This is a genomic window from Amylibacter sp. IMCC11727, assembly GCF_029854195.1.
Lineage (GTDB): Bacteria > Pseudomonadota > Alphaproteobacteria > Rhodobacterales > Rhodobacteraceae > Amylibacter.
Window position 1 is genome coordinate 1,187,272 of sequence record NZ_CP122960.1, and the last position, 14,104, is coordinate 1,201,375.

12 protein-coding genes are annotated in these 14,104 nt (G+C 55.8%); 4 read left to right on the forward strand and 8 right to left on the reverse strand.

Annotated elements, in window-relative coordinates; all coding sequences use genetic code 11:
* Positions 1–24: 24 nt before the first annotated feature.
* The 4 genes from QBD29_RS06130 (at position 25) to murD (ending at position 5,498) form a co-directional block, all read left to right on the forward strand.
* Positions 25–1,506, forward strand: coding sequence for a UDP-N-acetylmuramoyl-L-alanyl-D-glutamate--2,6-diaminopimelate ligase (locus tag QBD29_RS06130; protein WP_280100426.1), 1,482 nt, complete (start codon positions 25–27; stop codon positions 1,504–1,506).
* A 9-nt stretch (positions 1,507–1,515) separates the two neighbouring features.
* Complete coding sequence (murF, locus tag QBD29_RS06135) at positions 1,516–2,919, forward strand: UDP-N-acetylmuramoyl-tripeptide--D-alanyl-D-alanine ligase (protein ID WP_280100427.1); 1,404 nt, start codon at positions 1,516–1,518, stop codon at positions 2,917–2,919.
* A gap of 13 nt (positions 2,920–2,932) precedes the next feature.
* Positions 2,933–4,018, forward strand: coding sequence for a phospho-N-acetylmuramoyl-pentapeptide-transferase (gene mraY / locus QBD29_RS06140; RefSeq protein WP_280100428.1), 1,086 nt, complete (start codon positions 2,933–2,935; stop codon positions 4,016–4,018).
* Positions 4,019–4,100: 82 nt separating this feature from the next.
* The gene (murD, locus tag QBD29_RS06145) at positions 4,101–5,498 is read left to right on the forward strand and encodes a UDP-N-acetylmuramoyl-L-alanine--D-glutamate ligase (RefSeq protein ID WP_280100429.1); all 1,398 of its coding nucleotides are present in this window, start codon (positions 4,101–4,103) and stop codon (positions 5,496–5,498) included.
* Here murD and topA read toward each other — a convergent pair.
* The 8 genes from topA to tldD all read right to left on the reverse strand — a co-directional run bounded on the left by topA (position 5,495) and on the right by tldD (position 14,047).
* Positions 5,495–8,155, reverse strand: coding sequence for a type I DNA topoisomerase (gene topA, locus QBD29_RS06150; protein WP_280100430.1), 2,661 nt, complete (start codon positions 8,153–8,155; stop codon positions 5,495–5,497). The two genes, murD and topA, sit on opposite strands and share 4 nt — an antisense overlap.
* Positions 8,156–8,283: 128 nt before the next feature.
* Positions 8,284–9,396 (reverse strand): DNA-processing protein DprA, encoded by a 1,113-nt coding sequence (dprA, locus tag QBD29_RS06155; protein WP_280100431.1) that lies wholly within the window; start codon positions 9,394–9,396, stop codon positions 8,284–8,286.
* On the reverse strand, positions 9,338–9,856 hold the full coding sequence (locus tag QBD29_RS06160; RefSeq protein ID WP_280100432.1) for a hypothetical protein: 519 nt from the start codon (positions 9,854–9,856) through the stop codon (positions 9,338–9,340). Before QBD29_RS06160 ends, dprA begins: the two co-directional genes overlap by 59 nt.
* Before the next feature lie 4 nt (positions 9,857–9,860).
* A complete protein-coding gene (locus tag QBD29_RS06165) occupies positions 9,861–10,703 on the reverse strand; it encodes a GNAT family N-acetyltransferase (protein ID WP_280100433.1) in 843 nt (280 codons plus the stop codon).
* A 158-nt stretch (positions 10,704–10,861) separates the two neighbouring features.
* On the reverse strand, positions 10,862–11,326 hold the full coding sequence (locus tag QBD29_RS06170; protein WP_280100434.1) for a hypothetical protein: 465 nt from the start codon (positions 11,324–11,326) through the stop codon (positions 10,862–10,864).
* A gap of 87 nt (positions 11,327–11,413) precedes the next feature.
* The gene (locus QBD29_RS06175) at positions 11,414–11,923 is read right to left on the reverse strand and encodes a hypothetical protein (RefSeq protein WP_280100435.1); all 510 of its coding nucleotides are present in this window, start codon (positions 11,921–11,923) and stop codon (positions 11,414–11,416) included.
* A gap of 65 nt (positions 11,924–11,988) precedes the next feature.
* Entirely contained in the window at positions 11,989–12,534 is a 546-nt protein-coding gene (locus tag QBD29_RS06180) for a hypothetical protein (RefSeq protein WP_280100436.1), read from the reverse strand.
* A gap of 85 nt (positions 12,535–12,619) precedes the next feature.
* The gene (tldD, locus tag QBD29_RS06185; RefSeq protein WP_280100437.1) at positions 12,620–14,047 is read right to left on the reverse strand and encodes a metalloprotease TldD; all 1,428 of its coding nucleotides are present in this window, start codon (positions 14,045–14,047) and stop codon (positions 12,620–12,622) included.
* Positions 14,048–14,104 lie beyond the last annotated feature (57 nt).

A 14,104-nucleotide genomic window follows, 5' to 3' on the forward strand; every position in this document is an offset into this window, starting at 1 on the left:
ATACGCACGGGGGCGCGCGACGTGATGACCAACAGGACGCTACAAACGCTGGGCCTTACGGCGACTCACGGGGTGATCGGCGATCCCGTTATTTCTGGAATTTGTGTAGACAGCCGCCACTGTAAACAAGGTGATCTGTTTGCCGCAATGCCAGGGGCTGCGGTGCATGGTGGAGAGTTTGTGCAATATGCCCTGCGCATGGGGGCTGCGGCGATTTTAACGGATGCTGTCGGGTTTGATCTGGCCACTGCTGATGTGGGTGAGATTTCTGTTCCTGTCGTGGTGACCACCGACCCGCGCCGTGATTTGGCGCTTGCTTCGGCGCGGTGCTATGCGGGCCAGCCAGCCCATATGGTGGCGGTGACGGGGACCAACGGCAAAACCTCTGTTGCGAACTTTACACGGCAAATATGGGAGCTGCTGGGTCTGTCTGCGGTGAATTTTGGCACCACGGGGGTCGAAGGGGCCTATGCGGCGGCCATGAGCCATACAACACCCGAGCCTGTCACCCTGCACAAGTTGTTAAAAACGCTCAAAGGCGAAGGTATCACCCATGCGGCGATGGAAGCATCCTCCCACGGGTTAGAGCAGCGTCGTTTGGATGGGGTTTACCTGACAGCGGGTGCGTTTACGAATTTCACCCAAGATCATTTGGATTATCACGAAACATTTGATGCCTATTTCAACGCAAAAGCGGGGTTGTTCACGCGGGTTTTGCCCCCCGAAGGATCGGCTGTCATCAATATTGACGATCCTAAGGGCGCGGTTCTGGTGGACGTTGCGCTGTCGCGGGGCCAAGACGTTATTACGCTTGGCACTGGGCAGGGGGATTTGCAGATCCTTGGCATACGGTTTGATGCAACGGGCCAAGAGGTGCGGTTTTCATGGCGTGGTGAAGTGAACACGGCACGGCTGAACCTGATCGGTGGGTTTCAGGCACAAAATGTGCTGACAGCGGCGGCGCTGGCCATTGCATGTGGGGCGCAGAGCGCGGATGTGTTCCGGTGCCTACCTGAATTACGTACGGTTCCAGGCCGTATGCAATTGGCCGCAACGCGCAAAAATGGCGCGTCGGTGTTTGTAGATTATGCCCATACGCCAGATGCGTTGGAAACCGCGCTGAAGGCGATGCGGCCCCATGTTTTGGGGCGTTTGCTGGTTGTGTTTGGCGCAGGTGGGGATCGGGATAAAGGCAAACGGCCCTTGATGGGCGCGGCTGCACGCGATCACAGCGATGTGGCCTTTGTGACGGATGACAACCCACGATCCGAAGACCCAGACGTGATCCGCAAGATGATTTTGGCTGAGTGCCCCGAGGCCAGTGAGATTGGTGATCGGGCGCAGGCCATTTTGACGGCCGTGGATGCGCTTCAGCCAGGGGATGCGTTGTTGATTGCGGGTAAAGGCCACGAAACGGGACAGACCGTTGGCGATGATGTGCTGCCATTTGACGATGTAGAACAGGCCAGCGTTGCGGTTCATGCGCTGGATGGATTGGGCGCATAGGTGGGCGATATGAGTATTTTATGGACAAAAGAGGACGCGGTGGCGGCCACGGGCGGCGAGGCGTTTGGGGATTGGTCCGTAAACGGTGTGTCCATTGATACGCGCGAGTTGGAACAGGGCGATTTGTTTGTAGCACTGAAAGATGTGCGCGATGGTCATGATTTTGTAGCCCAAGCCCTGCAATCAGGCGCGGGTGCGGCGTTGGTATCGCACAGACCCGAAGGTGTGGACGCTGATGCGCCTTTGTTGGTTGTGCCCGATGTGTTGGAAGGTCTTGTCGCCCTTGGGCGGGCGGCACGGGAGCGCACGAAGGCCAAAGTGATTGGCGTGACGGGCTCTGTTGGTAAAACTGGCACCAAAGAAATGTTGCGGGCGGCATTGCAGGTACAAGGCAAGGTCCATGCGGCGGTGCGCAGTTTTAACAATCATTGGGGGGTTCCTTTGACCTTGGCGCGGATGCCAGCGGACACGGATTTTGCAGTGATTGAAATTGGCATGAACCACCCTGGTGAAATTGCACCTCTGGCCCGTATGGCAGAGTTGGATGTGGCAGTGATCACCACAGTGGCCGCTGTGCATATGGAAGCCTTTGACGGTGTGGAGCAGATTGCCGTGGAAAAAGCCGCCATTTTTGAAGGGCTTAGTGCGGATGGAACCGCCGTAATCAATGCAGATATTCCAACGTTTCCGATCCTTCAATCCACGCGGGGCAGCGGCAAAACCGTTTTGTTTGGGAAGTCGGATGACGCAGATATTCGACTAATCCAGTCGAACACCACCGATCAGGGCTCGGCCGTCGAAGCAAATATGCAAGGCGAACCAATCCTGTTCAAAATCGGCGCACCGGGCGCGCATTTGGCTATGAATGCTTTGGCGGTTTTGGGCGCTGTTGATGCCGCAGGCGGGGATGTGGCGCAGGCCATGCTGGCACTTGCCAATTGGCAGGCCCCATCTGGGCGGGGACAACGGTTTATGGTGGAACTGGGCGATACCGGCGGCCATGTGGAACTGATTGATGAGAGTTACAATGCCAACCCCACGTCAATGGAAGCGGCGCTTGACGTTTTAGCCAGCGCCACACCTGCGCAAGAGGGCGGGCGGCGTATTGCGTTTTTGGGCGATATGCTGGAGCTGGGTCCAGATGAACTGGCGTTTCATGCAGGGTTGGCAGACTGCGCCGCGATGGACGCGGTGAGTTTGGTTCATACCAGTGGGGCGCGGATGGCGGCCTTGCACAAGGCACTGCCGGATCACAAACGTGGCCAGCATTTTGAAACAGCAGACCAGATGGCGGATTGTGTGAACAGGCTGCTGGATTCTGGTGACGTTGCCATGGTAAAGGGCTCGCTAGGGTCAAAAGTCGGACAAGTGGTCACGGCAATCAAAAATCTGGGTCAAACCAGCGCGAAATAGGGGCACGACCGTTATGTTATATTTTCTAAGCCAATACGGGGACGGTGGGGATTTTTTCAACCTGTTCCGATACATCACATTTCGAGCAGGTGGTGCGTTTTTCACAGCTTTGGTGCTCAGCTTTATGTTTGGTCAGCCGCTGATTAACTCTTTGAAAAAATGGCAGAAAAAGGGGCAGCCCATTCGTGAAGACGGCCCTGAAACGCATATCATTGCCAAGGCAGGAACCCCGACGATGGGTGGCATGTTGATCCTTGGTACGATGTTGATCAGCACGCTGTTGTGGGCGCGCACGGACAATGGGTATGTTTGGACGGTTTTGTTGGTGACGATGGGTTTTGCGCTGATTGGGTTTTTGGATGACTACCTGAAAGTTACAAAACAAACCGTAGCGGGGTTTTCCAGTAAAGCGCGATTGGCGCTTGGCTTTATGATTGCGCTGATTGCAGCGATTTATGTGTCCACGTTGCACACGGAGGAGCTGTCGCAACAGGTGGCGTTGCCTGTGTTTAAAGATGCTTTGCTGAACCTTGGCCTGTTCTATTTCCCATTTGCTATGATCACCATTGTTGGGGCTGCAAATGCGGTGAACCTGACAGATGGGCTGGATGGGTTGGCGATTATGCCTGTGATGATTTGTGCGGCCACGCTTGGCGTGATTGCTTATGTGGTGGGGCGTACGGATTTCACCGAATATCTGGATGTACATTACGTGGCCGGTACGGGGGAATTGCTGGTGTTTACTTCTGCCATTATTGGCGGGGGGCTTGGCTTTCTTTGGTATAATGCGCCCCCTGCGGCGGTGTTCATGGGCGATACAGGATCGCTCGCGCTTGGCGGCGCGCTTGGGGCGATTGCGGTTTCGATCAAGCATGAAATTGTGCTTGGCATCGTTGGCGGATTGTTTGTTGTAGAGGCCCTGTCAGTGATCATTCAGGTGCTGTATTTCAAAAAAACAGGCAAGCGCGTGTTTCTGATGGCGCCGATCCATCACCACTTTGAAAAGCGGGGCTGGGGCGAGGCGCAGATCGTTATTCGGTTCTGGATCATTTCACTGATCCTGGCGCTGATTGGTTTGGCGACGTTGAAAATCCGCTGATATGGCTGGGGATTTTGCATCCCCAGACCCCTGCAGGATATTTTGAAAACAAAAAGGCGGGATGGCCTGAAGGACGTTTGAGATGATTCCAGTACGTGGATATGACGGACATTCGGTGGCGGTTTTGGGGCTGGGACGGTCTGGTCTGGCCACGGCACGAGCGTTAAAGGCGGGCGGAGCCCTGCCAGTGTGTTGGGATGACAATGTTGCAGCGCAAGAAGCCGCACAAGCCGAAGGGTTTCTGGTTGCCGATCTGCACAAAGACAAAAATTGGGAAGGGATCAGTTGCTTGATTACCTCTCCTGGTATCCCGCATCTCTATCCTGACCCGCACCCCGTAATCGTGAAAGCATGGGAAAACGGGGCTGTTGTTGACAACGACATTGGGTTGTTTTTCCGCAGCTATGGCACGCCCGAATGGGACGAATTTGATGTGCTGCCCCGTGTGGTCTGCGTGACGGGGTCAAACGGTAAATCCACCACAACGGCGTTGATCCACCATGTGCTGGAAGAGGCGGGGCGCGATGTGCAGATGGGGGGCAACATTGGGCGCGGTGTGCTTGATCTGGAACCCGCTTCGGATGGGCAAATCACAGTTTTGGAACTGTCGTCCTATCAAACGGAACTGGCGCGGTCCCTTGGGCCTGATATTGCGGTGTTTATGAACCTGTCCCCTGATCATTTGGATCGCCATGGGGGCATGGGCGGTTATTTCGCAGCCAAGGCGCGGTTGTTTACGGCGGGTGGGCCTGACCGATCCATCATCGGGGTGGACGAGGTTGAAGGCCAGTATTTGGCGGCGCAGTTGCGTGAAACGCAAGGGTCGGGTGAACCGGTTATTCGTATGTCTTCAGGACGCAAACTGCAGGGCGATGGCTGGTCGGTTTTTGTGCGCAAAGGATTTTTGGCGGAGTGGCGCAAGGGGCGGCAGGTTGCGTCCATTGATTTGCGCGATATTCGTGGATTGCCAGGCGCGCACAATCATCAGAATGCCTGTGCCGCTTATGCGGTCTGTCGTTCCATCGGGTTGGCCCCGCGACTGGTTGAGACGCATTTGCGCAGCTATCCAGGATTGCCGCATCGATGCCAGATTATTGCTGAAAAAGACGGCGTTTTGTTTGTGAATGACAGCAAAGCGACCAATGCGGATGCGGCGGCTAAGGCCTTGGGCGCGTTCAAGAATATCCACTGGATTGCAGGGGGTGAACCCAAAGCGGGTGGTATTGCTGACCTGTTCCCGCTGTTTGATCGCGTAAAGCGGGCGTATTTGATTGGTGCGGCGGCGGATACGTTTGCGGCGCAGTTGGGGGGCACGGATTACGTGGTGTCTGGAGAACTGGACATGGCTGTGGCAGCGGCCGCAGCGGCGGCGCAAAAGGGTGATGTAGTTTTGCTCGCCCCTGCCTGTGCGTCTTTTGATCAGTTTGCCAGTTTTGAAGCCCGCGGCGATGCGTTTGTCGCCGCGGTGAATGCGCTTTAGTCGTCCGCTTTTTTCGCAGTAGCTTTTTTAGGCGCTGCCTTCTTTTTCGCCGCTGGCTTTTTGGCGGCTGGTTTCTTTGCTGCGGCCTTTTTCTTGGGCGCGGCTTTCTTTTTCGGGGCAGCCTTCTTTTTCTTGCCTTTGGCGGCGGCTTTTGCGTCCACCAGAGCGACCGCTTCTTCGAGCGTCACTGCTTTTGGGTCAAGTTCCTTTGGCAGAGTCGCGTTGATCTTTTCCCATTTCACATAGGGACCATAGCGCCCGTCCATAACGTTGATTGCGCCGCCCTCTTGGGGGTGTTCACCGAGTTCTTTAAGCGGTTCTGCCGCCTGACCGCGCCCGCCACCTTTGGCGAGTTTTTCGGCGATCAATTCGATGGCACGGTTCATGCCAACTACAAACACCTCTTCTGGGTCTTTCATGTTGGCATAGATTTTGCGCGCGGTTTTCTTGCCTTCTTCGAGCGGCATTTGCCACATCACATAAGGGCCAAAACGGCCAATGGCGGCGGTAACTTCGCCCCCGTCTGGGTGATCGCCCACCTTGCGTGGCAAAGACAAGAGTTTGAGCGCAAGTTCAAGATCGACGTTTTCCAACTCCGTGCCTTTGGGGATTGAGGCGCGGGGTGGTTTTGGCTCATCGTCGGTGGTGTTGCGGCGCTGCACGTATGGGCCAAAGCGGCCTGAACGCAGTGTGATCGGATCGCCATTTTCATCTTCGCCAAGGAGTTTGCCATCTGGGCCTGCGATATCACCCCCTTCAAACTCGCCTGACAAGGGGCGGGTGTAACGGCATTCTGGATAGTTTGAACAGCCGATGAAGGCGCCGCCAGAGCGCGCCGTGCGCATGGACAAACGGCCATTGCCACAGTTTTTACAGATGCGCGGGTCAGAGCCGTCTTCGTTGGCAGGGAAGATGTGTGGGGCCAGAACTTCGTTAATTTTTTCCAACACTTCGGTGATGCGCAGATCGGCGGTTTCGCCAATCGCAGCAGAGAAATCACGCCAGAACCGAGACAAAACGGCCTTATAATCTTCGCGACCACCTGAAATATCGTCGAGTTCTTCTTCCAGTTTTGCGGTGAAGTTATAGCCGACATATTGGCGGAAATAGTTTTCCAAAAACGCAATCACAAGGCGGCCTTTGTCCTCGGGGATTAGGCGGTTCTTTTCCTTGCGGACGTATTCGCGGGTTTGGATTGTGGTGACGATGCTGGCATAGGTGGATGGGCGACCGATGCCCAACTCTTCCATGCGTTTTACCAGTGTCGCCTCGGTATAACGGGGCGGGGGCTGAGTGTGGTGTTGTTCGGGGCTGACGGATTTTTTATCCATCGCTTCCCCTTCGGCCACCTGCGGCAGACGCTTATCGTCGTCATCCACAACCTGATCGTCGCGGCCTTCTTCATAGACACGCAAAAACCCGTCAAACAGGACAACCTGACCTGTGGAGCGCATCACAACTTGGCCATCGCTGGACCCGATATCAACTGTTGTGCGTTCCATTTTGGCAGCCGCCATTTGCGAGGCAATCGTGCGTTTCCAAATCAGATCATAGAGCTTGCGTTGATCCGCTTCTAGCCGTGACAAGCTGTCGGGCGTGACGTCCATGTCAGTGGGACGAATACATTCGTGGGCTTCTTGGGCGTTCTTGGCCTTGTTTTTGTAAACACGGGGTTTTTCTGGAACGTACTTTGCGCCGTAAAGCGATGTGATCGTGCTGCGTGCGGCGGTCACGGCCTCTGGGGCCATGTCGATGCCATCGGTCCGCATATAGGTGATGTAGCCTGCTTCGTAGAGGCGTTGCGCGGTGCTCATGGCTTGGCGTGCGCCCATGCCAAATTTGCGGCTGGCTTCTTGTTGCAGGGTTGATGTCATGAACGGTGGCGACGGGTTGCGCGCGGCTGGTTTTGCTTCGACACTGGTGACGGAGAGGTCGCGCGAATTGATCGCAGCAACGGCCAGTTCAGCCGCTTCGGATGTTTCGATGTCGAATTTATCGAGCTTTTTGCCGCCGAGCACAGTCAGACGGGATTCGAATTCTTGGCCACGCGGGGTCGTTAGGATGGTTTTGACGGTCCAGTATTCGCGTGGTTTGAACGCTTCGATTTCCATTTCGCGTTCAACGATGATGCGCAGGGACACAGATTGCACGCGGCCCGCAGATTTCGCACCGGGCAGTTTGCGCCACAAAACGGGTGAGAGTTTGAACCCAACAAGATAATCAAGAGCGCGGCGCGCGAGGTATGCTTCGACCAGTTCCATGTCCACGGCACGTGGGTTTTGCATGGCGGTGGTCACCGCGTCTTTGGTGATCGCGTTGAACACGACCCGTTCGACCTTGGTCGATTTTTTAATGGCTTTGCGTTTTTTAAGGGCTTCTTCCAGATGCCAAGAAATAGCTTCACCTTCGCGATCAGGGTCGGTTGCGAGGATCAGTTCATCGTCGCCTTTAAGGGCGTCAACGATGGCACGAATGTGCTTTTGGCTGTCACTTGCGACCTCCCATTTCATTTCGAAATCGTTTTCGGTGTCCACCGATCCGTCTTTTGGTGGCAGGTCCCGAACGTGTCCGTAAGATGCTAAAACGGTAAAGTCGTCGCCCAAATATTTGTTTATTGTCTTGGCCTTAGCCGGGGACTCGACGACAACTACTGGCATTATATTTCCTGTGAATCACTGCATTACATTGGCCGCAAAGGGCGTGCGGAAAATGTGTTGTTGCGGTAGGCAATGTCAATGGGGTGTTCGAAATTGGTTTGCAAACGGGCAATTTAATTTTCTGCAGATCACCCCGCGAGTGCCAGCATTCCGCCTGGATGGCGCTGGATTTTCCCTTCCAATTCTAACGTGGTGAGGTGGGGTGTGATTTGCGCGGCGGGCAGACCAACATCGCGGATCAAGCTGTCTTCAGCTACGGCCGTGGGGCCAAGCAGAGAGAGGATTTTTGTGGCCACTTGATCGGGCGGAGTGAGCGGTAAGCGGGGTTGTTTGGGCTGTGCGCGTGGTTGAGGTTCGGGCCGTGCGATGCTGTCGATCACGTCTTGGGCAGAGCGCACCAGTGTGGCGCCATCGCGGATCAAGGCATTGCACCCTGCCGCCCGTGGGTCCATCGGACTGCCAGGAACAGCCATAACATCACGACCCAAATCAGATGCGTCCCGTGCCGTGATCAGCGAGCCAGAGCGAATGGCCCCTTCGACCACCAGCGTGGCCTGCGCGAGCCCTGCAATGATGCGGTTGCGTTGAGGGAAATGGCGCGCTTGGGGAATTAGCCCAAGGGGGTTTTCGGACAGGCGTAATCCTTTGGATGCGATATCGTCATGTAGGGCCGCGTTTTCGCGCGGGTAAACCACATCGACACCGCCTGCTTGTACTGCGATTGTCCCTGTTTTCAACGCCGCTTTATGGGCGGCGGCGTCGATACCACAGGCGAGACCAGACACGATGGTGAACCCTGCTTGCCCAAGATCGCTGACAATTTTGCGGGTCATCCGTGTACCAAGGCTGGAGGCGTTGCGGGCACCGACCACGGCAATGGCGGGTCGTTTTACCAGCTCCAAATCTCCCATCACCCAGAGAACGGGCGGGGGATCAGGAATGTGGCGCAGGATTTCAGGGTATGTGGGATCGGCATAACAGATCAGTTGCAAACCCATCGCGGTGCCGTTGGTAAATTCGTCGTACGCGGCCTTGTGGGAAAAACTGGCGTAGTCTTTGACCCCAGCATCACGGGCGATTTGGGGCAAAGCGTCGAGCGATTTTTCCGCTGTTCCATGTTCACTTAGAAGGCGAAAAAAGGTGGCAGGGCCAACGCGGCGGGATCGGATCAGGCGCAGCCAGTTAAGCCTGTCTGTCTGTGTCAGGGGTTGGTTCTGTGGAATCGTTAACGATGTGTTCATCCTGCGAAGCTGCCACGTCTTGGTTAACGGGTGGTGAATCATCGGATGGCTCTGCGCGGCGTTCGTCTGTTTTTGTAACTTTGCTTGTATCGAGCTTCGCAGATTTTTTCGAACCAGTTACGGAATTTGCCGCAGTTTGACCCTGCATGTGGGCCATGCCTGGCTGTGGAAAGGGATTCACCGCGCGGCTGATACCATAGGCATTGGGGGGTGTTACCACATTATTCTTTACCAGCTCTGAATAGACGCGGGTTGCCACGGATGGGTCCAACTTTAGCAAGCGTTGCAACATGGCGGGTGAGGCATTGTTGTGAACCCGCGTGATAAAGCTGGCCCAAAGATAAGGTTGATCCATCGAAGCTGCCGCAGCGGTGGGAGCCATGCCGGCCAGTGCTTTTGCCGGAATCATCGGCAAGGCGGCAGTCGCGGCAAGATTGGTGAGAAAAGTGCGTCGCTTCATGGGATTAAAGCTCCTTTGTCATGACGATACAGTCCAGCGGGAAAGGGCCATCAAGCGTATCTACGTTGACTGTTTGCAGGCCTTCGTTCTGCCATCCCATTTTTTCATAAAAGGCCCGAGCGCGCGGGTTTTGCGCAATCACATCTAGGCGGGCTTGGTCGTGACCAGCAGCTTTGATCGCGTCACACCCCGCAGAGATTAGGGCGGATGCTGTACCCGTGCCTCGGCCATCTGGGGAAACGTACATCTGGTATATCTCGTTGTTTTTTATGGCACAAAACCCGATTGGAGCACCGATGGGGCCCGACACAAGAGTGGTTTCCAGCATATCCACCAGACGGATATGAAAACTGTCGCGGGTGCGCATTTCGACCAGTTCTTTTGGTACGTGCGCTGCATGGGATTCCACCCAGCCATTGAACCAGATTTCGGTCAGGGCATCGTGGTCTTCGGGCTGTGCTGCGCGAATTTCGGGTGTGTCAGTCATGGTTTTTCTGCCCTTCTTCACCTGCTGTTTGTTCTGTGAGTGTGGGCGGTTAAAATCCCGCTGTCCAAAGGTTTTTGCGGGTTGCTTTGCCAAAAGATCCGGGTGCGCGTGACCTGTTGAAGTCAGCACATTTTCCGCAACCAGTTGAGAATGAATGGTTTTTGCCAGCGCCTTATCCGCCTTAAAGAACGGCGCGAGCATGTCGGGCGTGCAACGATTGTGCATGCGGGTCATGTAATCTGCCCAGAAATAGGCAGATGCAGGGGCCGCACCTGTGGGGGTCGTGGCCAGAGACGCGGCGGGCAATGCAGGTGTTGCAAAGAGGGCCGCGAGGCTTTGTGTAAATTGTCGTCTGTTCATGGGGGGTATATGGGGGTTGGATTTCCAGTTGCGAGTCGTTCGCAGAAAATATCACGGGTTTGTGAGGTGTTAACGAATGCGGGTTTGCGGGCGCCGAAGCCGCCCGCAAACATACCAGAAACCCGCCAGATTTTGCTTACACAGTGAAAAGGTTAATTTTAGCGCGCAACGGCGTGGCGGAGGCGCTCGAATGTGTTGATGAGGCTGAGGTAAAGCCAGAACACCAACGCGTGGATTGCGCCGAGGCTGCACATTAGGATCAGGTAGTCTGTTTGAAGAAAGCTGCGAAAGTTGAAGCCGCCAAAAAAGGTGAAGGCAAAGATCATATATGCAAATGGGCCGAGCAGGCCGCCTGCCAATGTTGTGGGGATCAGGCCGTTGATCCCTTGTCGGGTCAAATGCACGAATGCCAGCGCGAGGAGGGCAAAGCCTGCCCAGCTGGCAATAAATGATGCGCCGCCTGTGAACAGAAAGTCAGCGAAATAGCCTGTTTGGTGGTCGGACAGAGCATCGGTGAGGATAAACAAAAGCGGCGTGCCGATATACGCGGCAAAGCAGGCCAGTGTGATTTGCCCGACGGTTGGCGTGAGCGATGTTCGTAGCCGAAGAAGTGGGGTGAACATGGGTGATCCTTTCGCAAGTTGTGCGTTTGGATAGCGCGTAATTTGCGAAGAGGATCGGCAGGAGGTGTGCAGGAGTTGTGCAGTTTGTTAGGTCAGGCCGTGGAGTGTGCCATTGCGTTTGCGCACGCAAAGCCAACGCAGGAAGAGTGCATAGGCAAACCCATAGATTGCGCCACAGATCAGCAGTTGTGTGGTGACTGCTGCACCGATGCCATCGTCTGAAAAGACATCCACTAGGACAGGCGAAAGAAACAGGCTGAAGGCCCAAGTCATTGCCATGCCGCAAAGCATCATCGGCAAGAGGCCGTCAAATCGCAGGCGGCGCAGGATAAAATGGCACAGGGCCAAGCCCAGCACCACCAACCATCCAAACAGAAACGATAAAAGGCCGATGGTCGAGAAGATGTAAAGCCAGTCCACAAACCCTTGGACGCGTTCCGTGCCCCCCAAAAGGGACGCTGCGCCCAATTCGACGCCCATGACGATGAAAATTAACACGATTGACCCGCCCATGATCGCGACAAAGGCCCACAAAGAGGCCAGAAACGTGGATTGTTTTGTTAAGAATGGGCGCAAGTCAGAATGAATTGAGAACATGGAACGGCTTTCTAGAATAAGTTGATCTAGAGCCGTTGTGACTAGAGATTGTGGTCTTTTTGCGGTCAGGGGGCGATTTTTTGTGTCAGCCACTGAAGGATGAGCCAAAACCCCGCTGCATGGGCCGCGCCGATAATGGCGAAGTAGATGAAAGGGGCTCCACTGAACAAGACGTAGGCTTCGCGGGTGAGGCCGAAAGGACCAAGCGCGAGGGGCAAAACGGCCAAACCGCCGAGAGCCGTGCCGATGATGAGGGTCGGGACAAAGCCCGCGCACGCGAAGCGGTGTTGGATGGCATGGATCGGCAATAGGAGCAGGAAACCTGCCCAATTCAAATTGTAGGACAGGGCAAAGGCAAAGATGAGGGGCGCGATTGCTTCGATCAATGATTGGGGGAGCGAATAGGACGGGCTGTTCGCGGCGTAGATGAGCAGATTGCCGTAGAGATCAAAAGCGAGGGGCGGGTCGATGATCAATTCAACAATCAAGGCGCTGCTGAGACATTGTGCAACGCCCAAGATTGGGAGTGCGATGCCGCAAGCGATGGCCGCGAGGATCATGCGAACGGTAAGCGAGGTGGGTTTGAGTAGTGTTAGGAGGGTGTGTATCATTGTGTGCCTCTGACATTTGGGTCAGAGGCACTGTAGTTGGGGGGAGGTGCAGGGTATTAGGGCAATCCGTGCAGGGTTTGTGCAGTTACACCTGCGATCCGCCTACCGTCAGCCCGCCGATCATCAGGGTTGGTTGGCCCACGCCCACGGGGACCCATTGGCCCTGTTTGCCGCAATTGCCCATGCCCGGATCAAGGGCCATGTCGTTGCCAATGGCGCGGATGTGTTTGAGGGCAGTTGCTCCGTCACCGATGAGCGTGGCGCCTTTGACGGGTGCGCCGATGACACCGTTTTTCACGCGGTAAGCTTCTGTGCAAGAAAACACGAATTTGCCGTTGGTGATGTCCACTTGGCCGCCGCCAAAGCCGACGGCGTAGATGCCGTCTTTGAGGTCGGCGACGATGTCGGTTGGCTCTGTGTCGCCGCCAAGCATGTAAGTGTTGGTCATGCGAGGCATGGGGGCGTGGGCATAGCTTTCGCGCCGACCGTTGCCTGTTGGGTCTACGCCCATGAGGCGGGCGTTTTGCCGATCTTGCATGTAGCCCACGAGGATGCCGTCTTCGATCAGGGTGTTTTTGCCGCTTTGCGTGCCCTCATCATCAAAAGAGATGGAGCCGCGACGATCAGGTATGGTGCCGTCATCCAGCACCGTGACGCCTTTGGCGGCGATTTGTTTGCCCATAAGCCCCGCAAAGGCAGTGGTTTTCTTGCGGTTGAAATCGCCTTCTAGCCCGTGACCAATGGCTTCGTGTAACAAGATGCCAGGCCAGCCAGGCCCAAGGACCACGTCGAATGTGCCTGCGGGGGCGGGCTCTGCATCAAGGTTGACGAGGGCAACGCGCAGGGCTTCGCGGGCGTTGGCCTGCCAGTTTGCGGGATCGAGCAGGCTGGTCAAGCCATAGCGGCCGCCGCCCCCTGATGTGCCGCTTTCACGGCGGCCATCTTGATCAACGATGACAGAGACATTTACGCGAGTCATGGGGCGCACATCGCGAACGCGGGTGCCTTCTGGGCGCAGGATCTCTATTTCTTGCAAAGAGGCAGAGATGGAGGCGGTGACTTGGACGACGCGAGGATCAAGGGCGCGGGTGAAGGCGTCTATTTCGCGCAAAGTATCCACTTTGACGTTGAATTCGGCGTCGGCCATTGGGTCCGCGTCCATGTAAAGACGTTGATTTGTGGCTTGGGGGGCAGGGGCCATAACACCGCCGCCAGAACCAACGGCAAGACGGGCGGTTTCAGCGGCCCGTTTTAGCGCGGCTTCGGTCAGTTCGGTGGAATGGGCATAGCCCGTTGTTTCCCCTTTGACGGCGCGCAGGCCAAACCCTTCGGCCGCGTCATAGCTGGCGGTTTTGAGGCGATTGTCGTCAAATAGCAGGGATTCGGAGCGCCGCCGTTCTAAGAACAGTTCGCCGTCATCTGCCCCGTCTGTGGCGTTGCGCAGGATTTTAAGTGCGGCATTTTCGTCAATTTGCGTATCGAACGGACGAAATGGGCTTTGATCGGTGGCCAAAGGGGCGATTCCTTCTATTTGAGGGGTGTGCGAGCGAAAATGCCACGGTATGCGGCA

Coding starts and splice junctions, on each gene's coding strand:
- QBD29_RS06130 (WP_280100426.1), top strand. CDS start 25: ATGACCAACAGGACGCTACAAACGCTGGGCCTTACGGCGACTCACGGG.
- murF (WP_280100427.1), top strand. CDS start 1,516: ATGAGTATTTTATGGACAAAAGAGGACGCGGTGGCGGCCACGGGCGGC.
- mraY (WP_280100428.1), top strand. CDS start 2,933: ATGTTATATTTTCTAAGCCAATACGGGGACGGTGGGGATTTTTTCAAC.
- murD (WP_280100429.1), top strand. CDS start 4,101: ATGATTCCAGTACGTGGATATGACGGACATTCGGTGGCGGTTTTGGGG.
- topA (WP_280100430.1), bottom strand. CDS start 8,155: ATGCCAGTAGTTGTCGTCGAGTCCCCGGCTAAGGCCAAGACAATAAAC.
- dprA (WP_280100431.1), bottom strand. CDS start 9,396: ATGAACACATCGTTAACGATTCCACAGAACCAACCCCTGACACAGACA.
- QBD29_RS06160 (WP_280100432.1), bottom strand. CDS start 9,856: ATGAAGCGACGCACTTTTCTCACCAATCTTGCCGCGACTGCCGCCTTG.
- QBD29_RS06165 (WP_280100433.1), bottom strand. CDS start 10,703: ATGAACAGACGACAATTTACACAAAGCCTCGCGGCCCTCTTTGCAACA.
- QBD29_RS06170 (WP_280100434.1), bottom strand. CDS start 11,326: ATGTTCACCCCACTTCTTCGGCTACGAACATCGCTCACGCCAACCGTC.
- QBD29_RS06175 (WP_280100435.1), bottom strand. CDS start 11,923: ATGTTCTCAATTCATTCTGACTTGCGCCCATTCTTAACAAAACAATCC.
- QBD29_RS06180 (WP_280100436.1), bottom strand. CDS start 12,534: ATGATACACACCCTCCTAACACTACTCAAACCCACCTCGCTTACCGTT.